This window comes from Nocardia arseniciresistens, assembly GCF_046764875.1.
In the GTDB taxonomy this organism is placed as follows: Bacteria; Actinomycetota; Actinomycetes; order Mycobacteriales; family Mycobacteriaceae; genus Nocardia; species Nocardia arseniciresistens.
The window spans coordinates 40176-55523 of sequence record NZ_JBKORD010000001.1; the positions used below are offsets into that span (position 1 = coordinate 40176).

19 protein-coding genes are annotated in these 15348 nt (G+C 65.9%); 9 read left to right on the forward strand and 10 right to left on the reverse strand.

Annotated features, from left to right (window positions below):
• Positions 1 to 141: 141 nt before the first annotated feature.
• Positions 142 to 804 carry an HTH-type transcriptional activator FasR gene (gene fasR, locus ACLMAJ_RS00170; RefSeq protein WP_412011369.1) on the forward strand — a complete coding sequence of 221 codons (663 nt, stop codon included), beginning with the start codon at positions 142 to 144 and terminating at the stop codon, positions 802 to 804.
• Between the two features lie 157 nt (positions 805 to 961).
• Here fasR and ACLMAJ_RS00175 read toward each other — a convergent pair whose 3' ends face one another.
• Complete coding sequence (locus ACLMAJ_RS00175; RefSeq protein WP_412011370.1) at positions 962 to 1189, reverse strand: DUF3107 domain-containing protein; 228 nt, start codon at positions 1187 to 1189, stop codon at positions 962 to 964.
• A gap of 145 nt (positions 1190 to 1334) precedes the next feature.
• Positions 1335 to 1889 (reverse strand): YceI family protein, encoded by a 555-nt coding sequence (locus ACLMAJ_RS00180; protein WP_412011371.1) that lies wholly within the window; start codon positions 1887 to 1889, stop codon positions 1335 to 1337.
• Positions 1890 to 1990: 101 nt separating this feature from the next.
• Between ACLMAJ_RS00180 and ACLMAJ_RS00185 the strand changes: the two genes are divergently transcribed.
• On the forward strand, positions 1991 to 2827 hold the full coding sequence (locus ACLMAJ_RS00185; protein WP_412011372.1) for a helix-turn-helix transcriptional regulator: 837 nt from the start codon (positions 1991 to 1993) through the stop codon (positions 2825 to 2827).
• 5 nt (positions 2828 to 2832) lie between these two features.
• Here the strand turns inward: ACLMAJ_RS00185 and ACLMAJ_RS00190 are convergent, their stop codons facing one another.
• From ACLMAJ_RS00190 to ACLMAJ_RS00200, 3 genes are all read right to left on the reverse strand, one after another.
• Entirely contained in the window at positions 2833 to 3513 is a 681-nt protein-coding gene (locus ACLMAJ_RS00190; protein WP_412011373.1) for a ferritin-like fold-containing protein, read from the reverse strand.
• 28 nt (positions 3514 to 3541) lie between these two features.
• Positions 3542 to 4597, reverse strand: a complete 1056-nt coding sequence (locus tag ACLMAJ_RS00195; RefSeq protein ID WP_412011374.1) for an alpha/beta fold hydrolase — start codon at positions 4595 to 4597, stop codon at positions 3542 to 3544.
• 82 nt (positions 4598 to 4679) lie between these two features.
• Positions 4680 to 5537 (reverse strand): SCO6745 family protein, encoded by an 858-nt coding sequence (locus ACLMAJ_RS00200; protein ID WP_412011375.1) that lies wholly within the window; start codon positions 5535 to 5537, stop codon positions 4680 to 4682.
• A gap of 414 nt (positions 5538 to 5951) precedes the next feature.
• Between ACLMAJ_RS00200 and ACLMAJ_RS00205 the strand changes: the two genes are divergently transcribed.
• From ACLMAJ_RS00205 to ACLMAJ_RS00220, 4 genes are all read left to right on the forward strand, one after another.
• The gene (locus ACLMAJ_RS00205; protein ID WP_412011376.1) at positions 5952 to 7694 is read left to right on the forward strand and encodes a DEAD/DEAH box helicase; all 1743 of its coding nucleotides are present in this window, start codon (positions 5952 to 5954) and stop codon (positions 7692 to 7694) included.
• Positions 7695 to 7721: 27 nt separating this feature from the next.
• On the forward strand, positions 7722 to 8960 hold the full coding sequence (locus ACLMAJ_RS00210) for an Rv3212 family protein (protein ID WP_412011377.1): 1239 nt from the start codon (positions 7722 to 7724) through the stop codon (positions 8958 to 8960).
• Positions 8961 to 9045: 85 nt separating this feature from the next.
• Positions 9046 to 9657: an acid phosphatase gene (locus tag ACLMAJ_RS00215; protein ID WP_412011378.1), complete on the forward strand. Its 612-nt coding sequence runs from the start codon at positions 9046 to 9048 to the stop codon at positions 9655 to 9657.
• Positions 9654 to 10154, forward strand: coding sequence for a GNAT family N-acetyltransferase (locus ACLMAJ_RS00220; protein ID WP_412011379.1), 501 nt, complete (start codon positions 9654 to 9656; stop codon positions 10152 to 10154). The genes ACLMAJ_RS00215 and ACLMAJ_RS00220 overlap by 4 nt, the downstream gene beginning before the upstream one ends.
• A gap of 12 nt (positions 10155 to 10166) precedes the next feature.
• On the opposite strand, the gene ACLMAJ_RS00225 is transcribed toward ACLMAJ_RS00220, so the two are convergent.
• On the reverse strand, positions 10167 to 10604 hold the full coding sequence (locus ACLMAJ_RS00225; RefSeq protein ID WP_412011380.1) for a hypothetical protein: 438 nt from the start codon (positions 10602 to 10604) through the stop codon (positions 10167 to 10169).
• A 38-nt stretch (positions 10605 to 10642) separates the two neighbouring features.
• Between ACLMAJ_RS00225 and ACLMAJ_RS00230 the strand changes: the two genes are divergently transcribed.
• Positions 10643 to 11587, forward strand: coding sequence for a diacylglycerol/lipid kinase family protein (locus ACLMAJ_RS00230; protein WP_412011381.1), 945 nt, complete (start codon positions 10643 to 10645; stop codon positions 11585 to 11587).
• A gap of 251 nt (positions 11588 to 11838) precedes the next feature.
• Entirely contained in the window at positions 11839 to 12093 is a 255-nt protein-coding gene (locus tag ACLMAJ_RS00235) for a WhiB family transcriptional regulator (RefSeq protein WP_011211115.1), read from the forward strand.
• A gap of 137 nt (positions 12094 to 12230) precedes the next feature.
• On the opposite strand, the gene ACLMAJ_RS00240 is transcribed toward ACLMAJ_RS00235, so the two are convergent.
• Both ACLMAJ_RS00240 and ACLMAJ_RS00245 read right to left on the reverse strand, forming a co-directional pair.
• A complete protein-coding gene (locus ACLMAJ_RS00240) occupies positions 12231 to 13745 on the reverse strand; it encodes a sensor histidine kinase (RefSeq protein ID WP_412011382.1) in 1515 nt (504 codons plus the stop codon).
• Between the two features lie 24 nt (positions 13746 to 13769).
• Complete coding sequence (locus ACLMAJ_RS00245) at positions 13770 to 13985, reverse strand: biotin/lipoyl-binding carrier protein (protein ID WP_412011383.1); 216 nt, start codon at positions 13983 to 13985, stop codon at positions 13770 to 13772.
• Between the two features lie 90 nt (positions 13986 to 14075).
• Between ACLMAJ_RS00245 and ACLMAJ_RS00250 the strand changes: the two genes are divergently transcribed.
• Complete coding sequence (locus ACLMAJ_RS00250; RefSeq protein ID WP_022597109.1) at positions 14076 to 14150, forward strand: 50S ribosomal protein bL37; 75 nt, start codon at positions 14076 to 14078, stop codon at positions 14148 to 14150.
• 84 nt (positions 14151 to 14234) lie between these two features.
• Here the strand turns inward: ACLMAJ_RS00250 and rsrA are convergent, their stop codons facing one another.
• Both rsrA and ACLMAJ_RS00260 read right to left on the reverse strand, forming a co-directional pair.
• A complete protein-coding gene (rsrA, locus tag ACLMAJ_RS00255; RefSeq protein ID WP_412011988.1) occupies positions 14235 to 14507 on the reverse strand; it encodes a mycothiol system anti-sigma-R factor in 273 nt (90 codons plus the stop codon).
• 20 nt (positions 14508 to 14527) lie between these two features.
• Positions 14528 to 15217 (reverse strand): sigma-70 family RNA polymerase sigma factor, encoded by a 690-nt coding sequence (locus ACLMAJ_RS00260; RefSeq protein ID WP_479725022.1) that lies wholly within the window; start codon positions 15215 to 15217, stop codon positions 14528 to 14530.
• Between the last annotated feature and the right edge of the window lie 131 nt (positions 15218 to 15348).

Here is a 15348-nt window from a genome sequence, read left to right on the forward strand (position 1 = left end):
CTCGACGTCGTTTGCTGCGACATTTCTCACCAGCGGGCAACAGTGGGAACCCGGGTCCGCATATGGTCGATGTACGGGTATCGTTCTTGGGATACCCGGTGTACATCCCCTCTTGCCGGGGCATCGACTGGGAGACCGAAAATGACTGACCTCGTGGACCGGATGACGTCCCGTAAATCGTCGTCCGCCGCGGCGCCGACCAAGCGCGGTACTCGGCTTCCACGCGACGAGCGACGGCTACAGCTGCTCGCGGCGGCAAGCGAAGTCTTCGTCCAGCGCGGCTATCACGCCGCCGGTATGGATGAGATCTCACAATGTGCCGGAGTCAGCAAGCCGGTGCTCTATCAACACTTCGCCAGCAAGCTCGAACTCTACCTCGCGGTGCTGCAAAATTACGTCGACATGCTGGTGTCGAGTGTTCGGCAGGCACTTCGCTCCACCACCGACAACCGGCAGCGCGTGCGCGCCGCGGTGCAAGCGTATTTCGACTTCGTCGACAATGAAATGCAGGGCTTCCGACTGGTCTTCGAGTCGGATCTGACCAGCGAGCCGCAGGTGCAGCGCCGGGTCGAGCAGGCCACGGAAGCCTGTGTCGACGCGGTCTTCGATCTGGTGGCACACGATTCCGGGTTGGACCCGTACCGTGCCAGGATCCTCGCCGTCGGCCTTGTCGGCACCAGCCAGTTCACCGCGAGGTACTGGCTGGAGGCGGACCGTCCCATCCCGAAGGACGAGGCGGTCGACACCACCGTCCAACTGGCCTGGGGTGGCCTCTCGCACGTGCCGCTGCATCCCATCGCCTGAGCGTTCTTCACTTGATCGGTAGTCCCGGATATCCTCCGGGGCTACCGATTTCGTATATCCATGGGAAGAAACTCAGCGGGCGCCGCAACCGCCGTCTCTCGGACGGCAGTTGCGGCACCCGCTGGTCATGCTCGAATCCGCGCAGCGGCGGACGGGCTCAGACGCCGGCGAATCCGACGCGACCGCCAGTGGACGTGCCGATCTCGACGTAGGCGACTTTGACAGCCTGGATCAGGAACTTGCGGCCCTTCTCATCGGTCAGCGACACGACGCCGGTTTCGCCGCCCAGCGCACCGGCCACCAGCGCCTCGACCTCATCGGGGGTCTGCGAGCTGATGATCACGATCTCCCGCGGGCTATCCGAAATACCGATCTTGACCTCCACGGCCAACCTCCGAACCTAGAGTCCTGTGCGGCGTGCGGACCTTCGTCCACCCGAGCGCTCTTCGCTGTCCGATCAAGGCTAGTGCAGGGCCACAACGCGCAGGCACACGACTGCCTGCGCTGTCAGCGAACAGGGATGTCAGGAATTACTTCGGCTCGACCAGCTGAATTTCGAGTTCGATCTTCACCGTGTCGCTGAGCATGCCGGGCAGCGGTCCACCGACACCGAAATCGGTGCGCTTGATGGTGCCGGTCGCGGAGAATCCGGCATGCCGATCGCCGGTCGCCCCGAACTCCTGCACCCCGCCCCATTCGACGTCGAGTGTGATCGGCTTGGTTATCGCGCCGAGCGTTGCTTCACCCTCGACCACGAAGGACTCGGTGATCTGGACCGCTTCGGTGGCGCGGAAGGACAGCGTCGGCCGGTTGGCCACGTCGAGGAAATCGGCGTTGCGTACGTGCGCGTCCCGATCGGTGTTGCCGGTGTCGAAGGAATCCAGATCGATGACAGCGCCGATGGTGGCCGCGCCGGATTCATCGACGACGAACTCGGCCTCGAAACGGGCGAATCGACCGCGGACCTTGGAAATACCGAGATGCCTGATGCTGAACTCGACCGAAGAATGCAGCGGATCGAGCGTCCAAGAGCCCGCTGCGAGCGAAGTGGCCGTGGCGATGTCGGATTCGGAAGAAATTGTCATGCCGTCGACCATTCTCGCCTCGCCGCCGGGTAGCCAGACCGCCGTTATCCTGGACCTGGCAGGGCGCGGATAACTATCCCAGGACAAGGCACGATGGACCTATGGCACGAAACGCATTCGCGGAATTCCTGATCGCGCGCCGCGGCGAATTGCGGCCGTCGGATGTCGGGATGCCGGGGGGCGGGCGGCGGCGTACCCCTGGGTTACGCCGCGAGGAGGTCGCGGTCCGCGCCGGGGTCAGCGCCGATTACCTGGCCAGACTGGAACAGGGCAGGGATACCAATCCCTCCGTCGCGGTCGTCGATGCGCTGGCCGAGGCGCTGCTGTTGGAAGGCGCGCAACGCCATCATTTCGGCTGGCTCGCCTTGACCTCGGCCAACGAAGAGCGTTGCCCCAAAGCCCCGACCGCACAGGAATCCGTCAGCCCCGCCATCCAGACCATTCTGCGGGCGCTGCATCCCACCCCGGCCTTCGTCGTCGGCCGACGGCTGAATGTGCTCGGCTGGAATCCGGCATGGGAGGACCTCGCGAAACCGCTCGGCCTGCTCGACGATCCGACCCAGGTGAATCTGGCCTTTTACACCTTCATGCATCCGCTGGCCAGGAGTGTCATGCGGAATTGGTCGGAGGTTGCGGACGGCTTCTCGGCAGAGCTGGCCCGGGCCAAAATGCGCTGGCCCGGCGACGATCGACTGCTCGAGGTGATCAACGCGCTGCATCACGACCCGGATTTCGCTGGACGCTGGCAGCCGCACCGCCTGCAGGAACGCATGATGGCCGCGCTCCATCTCGACCACCCCGAGCACGGCGACCTGAAGGTGGCCTTCGAGACGCTGGAAACCGGCAGCGACCAGAGCGTGATGGTCTGGCTCACCGATCAGGCCGAGGCCCGCGCTCCCGAGCTGCGCCTGGTGCCCAAGCGCGCGGTCAACGAGTAGCCGCGTCAGATACCGAGGACGGCCATCCGTTCGGCGTGGCTGGCCTGCATACGCTCGAACAGCGCGGCTATGCCGTTGAGATCGCCGGTGGCGGTCAGCACGAGCTCGGTGAGTTCGTCGCGCTGAGCCATCACGTACTGCGCCTGGGTGATGGCCTCACCGAGTAGCCGCCTGCCCCAGAGGGTGAGCCGGTCGCGTTCGGAGCGACTGGTCCCGACCGCGCGGCGCACCTCCTCCACCACGAATTCGGAGTGGCTGGTTTCGGCGAGCACGTCACGGACCACCGTGGCGACCTCGGGAGTCAGCGCCCCCGCGATCTCGGTGTAGAAGTCGGCGGCGATGCCGTCGCCCACATAGAACTTCACCATCGACTCGAGCCAGGTCGAGGGGTCGGTGGAGTCGTGGTAGGCATCGAGCGCACGCACGTAGGGGGCCATCGCGTCGAAGATGTCTACGCCGCGCTCGGCGAGTGCGGACTCCAAGGTCTCGAAATGCCGCATCTCGGCGGCGGCCATCTTGGCGACGGCGACCTTGCCCCGCAGCGTCGGGGACAGCTTGGCCTCCTCGGCCAGCCGATAGAACGCGGAAATCTCACCGTATGCGAGCACCGCGAACAGCTCGGTGATTCCCGAGTGGTCAGCGATGACGGACGAAACACCTAGTGCGGTGGATGACTGGGCTCCCATAGTTCAACAGCGTAGTACTCGGCTCGGATCACGCGGCTTCTCGCAGGAACTTGTCGAGATAGGTCCAGGTTGTGTCGCGGGCGGTCAGTCCGGCGAGGATGCCGAGGTGGCTACCAGGGGCGGTTTCGTAGCGCACCGACCGAGCGCCGGTGAGTGTTCTGGTACCGGCCTCGACCGCGGCGGCCGGGGTGATGACGTCGCTGGGACCGCCGACCAGCAGGACCGGCGCGGTCACCTCCGACAGTTCGATCCGGCGCTTGCCCAAATGCACGACGCCGCGGCCGATGTCGTTGTTCAGGATCAGCCTGCCCCACAGCTGGCCGTAGAAGCGGCCGGGATAGCCCGGCATCTCGGCCATGAATCGGTCGATCGTCTCCATCCTTGCCAACGTCTCGGTGCGGGCGATGTTGCTTGCCACGAACCAGGGGCGGGTGAGTTCCCGGTCCCACGCGGTGACCTTGTAGGCCAATCGCGTCAGTGACGCCGGGATGCCGCCGGCGGCGCGCACCGCTGTCGACGTCGCGATTCCGCCGGTGAGCCTGGCGACCGCGCGCAGCTGCGGAATGCCGGTCATCTTGTCGTAGTCCAGCGGCGCGCCGACCGCGGTGATGGACCGGATCGGCAGCTCCGGATGCGCGGCCGCGGCGAGCAACGCCAAGGTCCCGCCGATGGACCAGCCGACCAGGTCGACCGGACGACCGTCCTGATCGGCGGAGGCACGCAGCACCGCCTCGGGCAGGATGTCGTCGATCCAGTCCTCGAAGCCCATCCGCCGATCGGCGAAGGTGATCTCGCCGTAGTCGACGACATAGGGCGTATGGCCGGTGTCGAGCAGGAATCTGGCAAGGCTCTGGTCGGGCCGCAGGTCGAAGCAGGTGGCGGGCGCCGCGAGCGGCGGCACCAGCAGAACCGCCGAACCCGTTGCCGCACTGAAGGGTTCGGGCCCTTCGAAACGACGCAGCTGCCGGTGCGGTTGCTCGCAGAGCACCGTCGATGGTGTCGGATCCGGCGCCTGGACGCCCGCACCGAAGGTGAGGGCCCAGGCATTGCGGGCGGCGATGGTGACGGTGTCCGTGAAGCTCACAGACAAGAATCTCTCACATCCGATACCGACGGTAACAGGCAAGTCCGGTTTGCCGACGGCCGGAGCGAAGGCGGAGGTACGCCTATTCGTTCCCCATTCCGATGGGGTTGATCGGCGGCACCAGGGACGCCTGCACCTGCTTCACCAGCGGACCGAGAACATATGCCAGCTCAGCGCTCGCATCCTGCGACAACATCGCCAGCGCGCCGTTCCACGCGGCATCGTCGGTGCTCGCCTCGACCCGCCGCAACAATTCCGCACCGCTGACGGTCAACGACGAACTCGTCGGCTCTCCCTTGATCAACCCACGCGCGCGGAGCTCGTCGACATTGTCGGACCACTCCCGCTCCGACCAGCCGCGCGCCGCCCGCATGACCGACTCCGGCACCTTGCCCGCCGCCACCTGCATCACCAATGCCTGCGCTCCGGTCAATCCGTGCGAGACAAGCGCGGCGACATGCCCGTCGCCGCGATGCTCACGCAACGTCGTCGCCAGCTGCCACAGCGCGGCGACCGGATCGTCGGACAACGGTAATTCCGCATTCGCCGCGAACAGTGCTCTGCCGGTCGCATCGGCCCCTCGTTGCACAGGGACCAGCAACTCGACCGCGCGTGCGCATTCCGCACTCCCCGCACCCGCGCCGCGCAACAGCCCGGTCGAGACGGTGAGCCTGGCATCGAGGCTCTGCTGCGGAGTCGACCTGACCCACGCGTCGGGCAGCGCCTTTCCGATCATGTCCGGATGAAATCCGGCGAAGGTCGCGACCACTGTGCCCGCCGTCACCGCACCGAGCGGCGCGGCACGGAACGCGAAGTATGTCTGCCAATATCCGCGCAGGCCGATCCCTACTCCAGCATCCTTGATCGGTGCTCCGAAATAGACCACGTCGTGCAGCGGTTCCAGAGTGGTCCAGATTCGGCGCGCAAGATGAATTGCCATGTGGCACAGCGTACGTCGGCGAGCCTCGCGAGGATACCGGACTTTTGCCGCTGAAATTGTCGTGGCGGCAATTCGGGCCGTGCACAATATCACGCTACAATCACTGCGGACAACGAAAAGTTTCGCCCGACCGGGTCGCCGGATCGTATGGTCAGACGGGCACCGGGTGCGAAGTTTCGATGTCCAGGAAAATGTGCGCGCACCAGATCCGCATCACAAGAGCGCCGCGCCGATGTCCAGGTAGCTGCCGTTCACACGGCACCCGCTGACATCAGGCTGTAGCCGAGTGAGCATCACAGGCGGATACGTGGTTGTCGCGGGCCGACCGGTCCGCCCCACGCCTCGTGCGCGCGTGACGCGCTAACGAGGAAAGGCACGAACCTGAGCAAGATCACTGTCGAACAGGAACCGGGCTTGGCAGATACGCTGCTGACCGCCGAACTGGACGAAACCCACACTGCACCGACTTTTGCCGAATTGGGCGTGCGCGAGGAAATTGTGCGCGCACTCGGCGAGATCGGAATCGAACGCACTTTCGCAATCCAGGAACTCACCCTTCCGTTGGCACTCGCCGGTGAAGATCTCATCGGCCAGGCGCGCACCGGCATGGGTAAAACCTTCGGATTCGGCGTGCCACTATTGCACCGCATCGCGACCGCCGATACCGGAACAACACCGCTGGACGGCACTCCGCGAGCACTGATCATCGTGCCGACCCGCGAGCTGTGCATCCAGGTCACCCAGGATCTGGACAACGCGAGCAAGTACCTGAAGAACCATCAGGGCCAGCTGCGCGTGCTGTCGATCTACGGCGGCCGTCCGTACGAGTCCCAGATCGCGGCGCTGCGCTCCGGCGTCGATGTCGTGGTCGGCACCCCGGGCAGGCTGATGGACCTCGCCGATCAGGGACACCTGATCCTCGGCAAGGTGGGCGTTCTCGTTCTCGACGAGGCCGACGAAATGCTCGACCTCGGCTTCCTGCCGGATATCGAGCGCATTCTCGGAATGGTGCCGACGCAGCGCCAGACGATGCTCTTCTCGGCGACCATGCCGGGCCCGATCATCACCCTGGCCCGCACCTTCCTGTCCCGGCCGACGCACATCCGGGCCGAGGAGCCGCACGATTCGGCCATCCACGACCGCACCGAACAGTTCGTCTACCGCGCGCACGCGCTCGACAAGAGCGAACTCGTCGCCCGCATCCTGCAGGCGGACACCCGCGGCGCGACGATGATCTTCACCCGCACCAAGCGCACCGCGCAGAAGGTGGCCGACGACCTCGCCGAGCGCGGGTTCTCCGTCGGTGCTGTGCACGGTGACCTCGGGCAGATCGCCAGGGAGAAGGCGCTCACGAAGTTTCGTAAGGGCGGCATCGATGTGCTCGTCGCGACCGACGTCGCCGCGCGCGGCATCGACATCGACGACGTCACGCACGTCATCAACTACCAGTGCCCCGAAGACGAGAAGACATACGTGCACCGGATCGGCCGCACCGGCCGTGCCGGGCGTGCCGGTGTCGCGATCACCCTGATCGACTGGGACGAACTCAATCGCTGGGCGGGCATCGATAAGGCGCTCGGCCTCGGTATCGCCGAGCCGGTGGAAACGTACTCGCGCTCACCGCACCTGTACGCCGAGCTCGGCATTCCGGAAGGCGTCACAGGCACCGTCCGCAAGGCGAAGGTGGAGCGTGACGAGGACGCCGTCGTCGTCGAGCGGCCCGCGCGTGCGCCGCGCAAGCGCAACCGCAGGCGGACACGGGCCGGTGAGGCGCTGGACCAGACCGAGATCAACAGCACCGACGGCGGCGCTGTCGCGACGTCCTCGGACAGCGCGGCACCGGTCGACAACGCCGGTACCGATGACGCGGACGAGAACGGTGACAAGCCTGCCCGCCGCCGCCGCCGTAGGCGCAAGCCCGCAGGGGAAGGCGACGCGGCCGCGGACAACAGCGCGGCCGTCAACGGTGCCGCCGATGACAACGCCGAGGTTCGCGTAACCGCGGACAACGGCGGCCACGACGCCGAGACGGCCGACCAGCCCGCGCGACGTCGACGGCGTCGGCGCAAGCCCGCGGGCGAGAACGGTGCCGAGAACGGCAACGGAGTCGCCGCGGAGGCGGCCGCGACCACCACCGCGGCCACCGCATCCGTCTAGTCGAGCGGATCCGCTAGTCTCGCAAGCGTGCTCGCACCTGAGCGGCGGACGCGCGCCGACATCATCTCCGCTGTCGCGATCGCTGTACTCGTAGCGGTCGCGGCGGCGTTGGTGTGGGCGCGTGGCGACGCCAACGGCACCGAATCGGTGACCGCGCAACATCCGGTATCGACGCCGACTCCAGCGGAACAACTGCCCACTTCTCTGCGTGAACTGTGGCATGCCCCTGACGGCGCGACGGCGAGGGCCATCGTCGCCTCCGGGGCGGCGATCACCGGCGACGACGGCACGGTCAGCGGCCGCGATCCGCAGACCGGCACACCGCTGTGGCACTACCGGCGCGATATGCCGTTGTGCGGGGTCGAGTCGCAATTCACCGTGGTGGTCGCGGTGTACCGGGATCAGCGCGGGTGCAGCCAAGCCACCATGCTCTCGGGCGAGGACGGCTCGCGACGCACCGCACGCAGCAGCTATATGGACGAATCCCTGCGGTTGTCCGTGGACGGCACCTATGTGCTCGCCCAGGGACCGCGACGGTTGGAGATGTGGCGCTCCGATTTGGTGCGCACCCTCGAATACGGTTACGTCGACGCGCCGGTGAACGTGAAAACCCAACCACGCAAGGACTGCGGCCTGCTGTCGGCCGGTTCGAGCGCCTCCCGGCTCGCCGTGCTCGAGCGCTGCCCAGAGGATCCCGCCGACCGGCTGACCGTGCTCAATCCGGCACCCAAGGACAACACCGTCCCCGAGGAGCACGGCTCCCACGTACTCATCGGGCCGGGAACCGATTCCCCGGATGCCCGCGTGATCGCGGTATCGGACAACCGAATTGTGCTGTACCTACCCGGTGCACCCGCGACACCAGGGGCGGAAGCCGCGACACCGCGGCTAGCCGTCTACGACGGCACCGGCAATCCACTGATCGTGCACCAGCTATCGGCACCGCTGACCGACAACGCGACAACCACCCGAATCAGCTCGGCCTTCTTCGTTTTCACCGGCAACAGCGTGATCGCATTGAGCGCAAGCACCTTCGACCCACTGTGGATCACACCGAATGCCCTCGGCGGCCCGGCCTTCATGGCGGGCAAACTCCTTGTCCCGGTGCCAGGAGCCCTTACCGCCCTCGACCCCGCATCCGGCGCCGAACTGGCCCGCATCCCGGTAACTCGCCGGGCCCCCGAAGCCACCCCCATCTCACTCGCTGTACTCGGCACAACAGTCCTGGAAAAGCGCGGCACAGAGCTATACGCACTCGGCCAGTAACTACACTCACCACCACACCGCCAGCCGCCGACGCCACCATCGCGGCACCCGGGTCTGGCCCGACGACGCGGAGAGGCCCGACAGCATGTCTGCACTCGACGACGCCCGGCTGGTGCTACTCCGGCACGGCGAAACCACCTGGTCGACGCAGCGCCGCCATACCGGCCGCACCGATCTGCCCCTCACCGAAGTCGGCGAAGAGCAGGCCAGAGACGCCGGACAGCTGCTGACCGAGCTGAGGCTGCGTGACCCGCTGGTACTCACCAGCCCGCGTCGACGGGCCGTGCACACCGCCGCGCTGGCGGGGCTCACCGATACCACCGTCGACGACGATCTGGCCGAATGGGACTACGGCGACTACGAGGGCCTCACGACCGCACAGATCCGCGACATCGTGCCGGGCTGGACCATTTGGACCGGTGTGGCGCCGGGCGGTGAGAACGCCGAGCAGGTGCGCGCGCGGGCCGACCGCGTACTGACCTCCGTCGAGCCCGCGCTGCCCGACCGCGATATCGTGCTGGTCGGGCACGGGCACTTCTCCAGGGCGCTGATCGCTCGATGGGCCGAGCTCGACCTCAGGGAGGGTCGCCGGTTCACCATGTCGACCGGCGCGGTCACCGTGCTCGGTTATGAGCACGACGTGCGAACCATCCTGGCGCACAACCTCGTTCCCGCACCGAACGGAGCAATTCTGTGACTCGATCAGACAGCGGCGTCGTCCGCCGCGCGACTCCCGCTGACGTATCCGCACTCGTCGGGCTGGTCCACGATCTCGCCGAGTACGAAAAGGCGAGCGACGAGTGCACATTGACCGACGAGCAGCTGCACGCCGCGCTCTTCGGTCCGACGCCCGCGCTGTTCGCGCACGTGGTCGAGGAGGAAGGCGGCCTTGTCGTCGGCGGCGCCATCTGGTTCCTGAACTTCTCCACCTGGGAGGGCGTGCACGGCATCTATCTGGAGGACCTGTACGTGATGCCGCAGACCCGGGGCAAGGGCTACGGGAAGGCGCTGCTGACCACGCTCGCCGAGGAAGCGGTCGCCAACGGTTACAGCAGGGTCGACTGGGCGGTGCTCACCTGGAACACACCGTCCATCGACTTCTACAAGTCGCTCGGCGCGGTCGGCCAGGACGAGTGGACCGGCTACCGGCTCGAAGGTGCGGCGTTGGCAGCACTCGGCCGCGGCGGCCGGTAGTCGAAGTCCCGACTACCGGGTGCGCGGCTCGTCGATGTCCATGCCGTACTCCTCGGCCATCCATCGTGACGAAGCAGGCGCGAACAGCAGTACCAGTGTGGCGATCACCACCACACCGAGCAGCACTCCGTAGAGCGGCTGGTGCGAGTCGGTGAGCAACGACCAGCTGACCGGCAGCAGCAACAGCTGAGCGATCACCGCGATCGCCCGGCCCCACCGGCGACCGAGCAGCAATCCGATACCCGCCGCGAGCACCGAGCCGCCGAGAATGCCGAACCATGCCGCCGTGCCGTACCCGCTCGCCGCGGTCTGGTCATGTCCGAGCAGCCCGCGCACCACCAGCACGATCGCCGCGATCACGGCGACGGCGCCCTCCAGCGTCACCAGCCCGCCCGCACCGCGCACCGTGGTCGGCACGCCGGAAAACTCGCCTTTGTCGGTCTCAGCCACGCGCCCAGCCTAAAGGGCCGCCCATTAGGCTTCGGAGCGTGCGGACGTTGCTGATCGTGAATCCCAATGCCACCTCGACTACACCGGCGACACGGGATCTGCTCGCGCACGCGTTGGAGAGCCGGACTCAGCTGACCGTTGCGCACACCCAGCATCGCGGGCACGCTGCGGAATTAGCGCAGTGGGCATCGACCAACGAGATGGATCTGATCGTGGTGCACGGCGGCGATGGGACGGTCAACGAGACCATCAACGGCTTCCTGCCACTGCCCCAAGTCGACGACGGCCAGGCCTGGCTGCCGAGGCTCGGCGTGATCCCTGGCGGCTCCGCGAACGTCTTCGCGCGGGCACTCGGCATTTCGCCCGATCCGGTGACGGCGACCAACCAATTGATCGATCTGCTCACGCTCGATCGCGACCGCAAGATCGGTCTCGGAATCGCCGACGACCGCTGGTTCACCTTCAGCGCGGGCGTCGGCCTCGATGCCGATGTGTGCGAGGCGATCGACGCCAGCCGCGCCAACGGCCGGGCCGCGACTCCGGCCCACTATGTTCGAACGACCGTGCGGCAATTCTTCCGCGCCAAGCGCAAGGAACCGCACGTCCGGATCGAGGTACCCGGACACGAACCGGTGGACGGTGTCCATTACGCATTTGTAACGAACGCCAGTCCGTGGACCTACCTGAACGCGACCCCGGTGCACACCAACCCCGGCACCACCTTCGAGACGGGCCTAGGGGTGTTCGCGGTGCGCTCGATGGCGGTCCTCCCGACGCTGCTGCTCGCCCGGCAACTGCTGGCAGTCGATGGAAATCCCAAGTCCCGCAAGCTGTTTCGCGAGGACGACGTACCTTCGGTGCGGATCGTCGCCACGGAGCCCATCGGCCTGCAAATCGATGGCGACTTTATCGGAAAACGCAACATGGTGGATTTCACAGCCGTGCCGAACGTCCTCGACGTCGTCGCTCCCCGACCGTCCTGAACACGAAACGCGCGATAAACTACGTGTTTGCGCTGCGAAAACCGGGTAGAGCGAGTACAAAGGACCGGGCAGGTTCCCCTAGGGGGATCTCAGAGCGTGAGCTTCCCCACGGTGCACCAGATACCTATTGACATCTACGGTGTTCGTGAAAGCATTCACAAGCAACCGTGCGGAAACATTCGAGTCGCACAAGTGAACGATCCACAAACCGTAGGCGCCCTTTTTGGGGCGTCCAGCAAAGGAGCAGAGGAATGGACTGGCGCCACAAGGCCATCTGTCGCGATGAGGACCCTGAGCTGTTCTTCCCGGTGGGTAACAGTGGTCCTGCGCTCGCGCAGATTGCCGATGCCAAGCTGGTCTGCGCTCGCTGCCCCGTCACCGCCGACTGCCTGTCCTGGGCCCTGAAGTCCGGGCAGGATGCCGGCGTGTGGGGTGGAATGAGTGAAGACGAGCGCCGCGCGCTCAAGCGTCGCAACGCGCGCACCCGTACCCGCACTGTCGTCTGATCCACCAGACGATCGGCGTTACCGGGCCATTCAGCCCGGCCTGGTAACGCGTCAAGCCCGGCACCCACAAGGTGCCGGGCTATTTTGTGCCCGAAACCAATTGACCACCAATGATCTTCGTTTCGCGATGGGGAGCATCAGCGACCCGAGCGCCGGCCCAACGGAACTCGCAACACCGCGTCGGTACCGATGTCCGCGCCGGGATGCAGGCCGATCGAGCCACCCAATTCGGCGGTGACCAAGGTGCGCACGATCTGCAGGCCGAGCCGGTCGGAGGACTCCAGGCTGAAACCGGGCGGCAGGCCGCGGCCATCATCGCTGATGATCACATCCAGCCAGCGGGCCGACCGCTCGGAACGGATTGTCACCGAACCGTTCTCACCGGAATCGAAGGCGTGCTCGATGGCGTTTTGCACCAGTTCGGTCAGCACCATCACCAGTGGTGTCGCCCGCTCCGCGGAGAAGACACCGAGCGAACCGGATCTGCGCACCTTGATTCGGGCGGTGTGCACGGTGGCGACGTCGGCCATGATCGGCAGCAGCCGGTCGACGACCTCGTCGAGATCGACCTCCTCGTCAACCGACATCGACAGCATCTCGTGCACGGATGCGATCGAGGTGACCCTGCGCACCGACTCGGTCAGCGCGACCTGCGCCTCCTCGTTCTCGGTGCGGCGCGCTTGCAGCCGCAACAGCGCGGCCACCGTCTGCAGATTGTTCTTGACCCGGTGGTGGATCTCCCTGATGGTCGCGTCCTTGCTGAGCAACGCCCGGTCCCTGCGTTTGACCTCGGTGACGTCACGCACCAGCACCGCGGCACCGGCCAGCTCACCGTGCGGACGCAGCACAAGGGTGCGCAGCAGCACAGTGGCCCCGCGCGCCTCGACCTCCATCCGACGCCCGGTCCGGCCCGCGAGCGCGGCCTGGATATCGCCGACCACCTCTTGCGCGTCGAACGGGTCGGTGATCAGCGACCGCGTGGTCACGGCGAGATCCTGACCGGCCAGATCCGCTTGCAGACCCATCCGGTGATAGGCCGACAAGGCATTCGGGCTCGCGTAGACGACGATGCCTTCGGTATCGAGCCTGATGAAACCGTCGCCCGCGCGCGGGCTGGAATGGGTCGCCGCCCGATCCTCGGTGGTCGGGAAAGTGCCGTCGGCGATCATCTGGCACAGATCATCCGCACAGGCCACGTACGCGATCTCCAGGGTGCTGCGCACCCGAGACCGCTGCAGGTCGGTATCCCGGCTGAGCACCGCGATCACATCGTCGCCACAGAGCACCGGGATGGCCTCGCGCAGCGAGTGCACCTGCTGTGGGTGATAGACCCCTTCGGCCTCGACGTCGCTGTCGGAGCGCACGATCTTGCCGGTCACCAGTGCGTCGAACACCTGCGGGTGTTCGGCCTTGAGCGCAAGCCCGCCGACTCGATCCTCCGGGTGTGTGGTGTGCGCCGTCGTCGGGCGGCACTGCGCGACGCAGACTATGTCCGCACCATCGGTAATGGGACCCGCTCCGACCCACAACAACAGGTCGGCGAAGGAGAGGTCGGCAAGCAGTTGCCAGTCCCCGACCACCCGCTGCAGATGGTCTACAGCGACGCCGGGTAGATCGGTGTGCTCGGCAAGGAGCTCGCTCAGTGTCGCCATGTTCGGTCTACCGCTTCGGTTCGATCAGGAGATGACGGCGATCAGGTCGCCCTGCTTCAGTACCTGGCCGGGCTCGACGGCGATCGAGGTGACCTCACCATCGATCTCGGTAAGCACCGGGATCTCCATCTTCATGGACTCGAGCAGCACCAGGGTCTGGTCGTGGTGCACTTTGTCGCCAACGGACACTTCGACGGTGAGTACAGTCGACACCATCTCCGCGCGCACTTCCTCAGCCATAACACCCCATTCGCTAGTCGGCGCTGTATCCGCTGAAGCTACAGCCAACCACACATGAAACAATGGCCTTCAACAGAAGGGAGACTACTGATGGGTAAGCGTGGTCGTAAGAAGCGCAGCCGCAAGGGCAACGCAGCAAATCACGGCAAGAGGCCAAACGCCTGAGCCGTTGTGCCGATAGCATCTGAGCGGCACGCTCCTCCGTGACGGAAGGGCGTGCCGCTCAGTCGTTTCCGGGGTTGCCCTCGATCAAGATTCGGTTGCCTGCGGCGACTCGACATTGGTGATCGTCACCGTCCGACGGAACTCGACGGTCAGCCGCTCACGCAGTGAATCCGGGGCGCGGTCGCCACCGCATTTGCGGCTCAGCAGACCCTTGACCTTCTCCTCGATGCCATAGGCCTCGATGCATGGCGAGCAGTGGTCCATGTGATGCTGCAGCCGAGCTCGGGTCGCGGCGTCGCATTCGCCGTCGAGCATCAACCACACATCGGCGAGCACCGCCGTGCAGTCGAGCTCCATATCGGGGTCCCGCTCCGTACTCACTGCTTGACCTCCTGGCGTTCCGGCTCGTTGCGGTTGAATCCACGTTCGCGCGCCACATCCGCGAGCAAACTCTTGAGCTGCTTGCGACCGCGATGCAATCGGGACATCACCGTACCGATGGGGGTGCCCATGATGTCGGCGATTTCCTTATACGGGAAGCCCTCGACGTCGGCGTAGTACACCGCCATCCGGAACTCCTCCGGCAGCTCCTGTAGCGCGGCCTTGATGTCGTCGTCCGGCAGCGCGTCCAGCGCCTCGACCTCGGCCGAACGCAGACCCTGCGAGGTGTGCTCGGCGGTGGCCGCGAGCTGCCAGTCGCTGATCTCGTCGGTCGGATACTGCGCGGGCTGACGCTGCTTCTTGCGGTAAGAGTTGATATAGGTGTTGGTCAGGATCCGGTACAGCCAGGCGCGCAGGTTGGTGCCCTCCTTGAAGGACTTGAACCCCTGGAACGCCTTGACGTAGGTCTCCTGAACCAGGTCCTCGGCGTCGGCCGGGTTCCTGGTCATGCGCAGCGCGGCGCCGTACAGCTGGTCGAGCATCGGGAGCGCGTCCCGCTCGAACCGCTGTGCCAGCGCGGTTTCGTCGACCGCGGCGCCGACCTCACCGTCGGTCACCACATCGTCGTCGCTCGTCACACCTGTCCCTTCGATTGCCGTACCTGCCAAATCTACCGGCAACGGCATATCGAATGAGAACCGGTCATTCGTCGGCGACACCTCGGTCCACACCGGACGTTCCTCGATCAGAACGGGCACCCGACATCTCCTTCGCGTCGTGCACAAGGCTGCTTGTGTATTTCCGTCAACAGACGTGG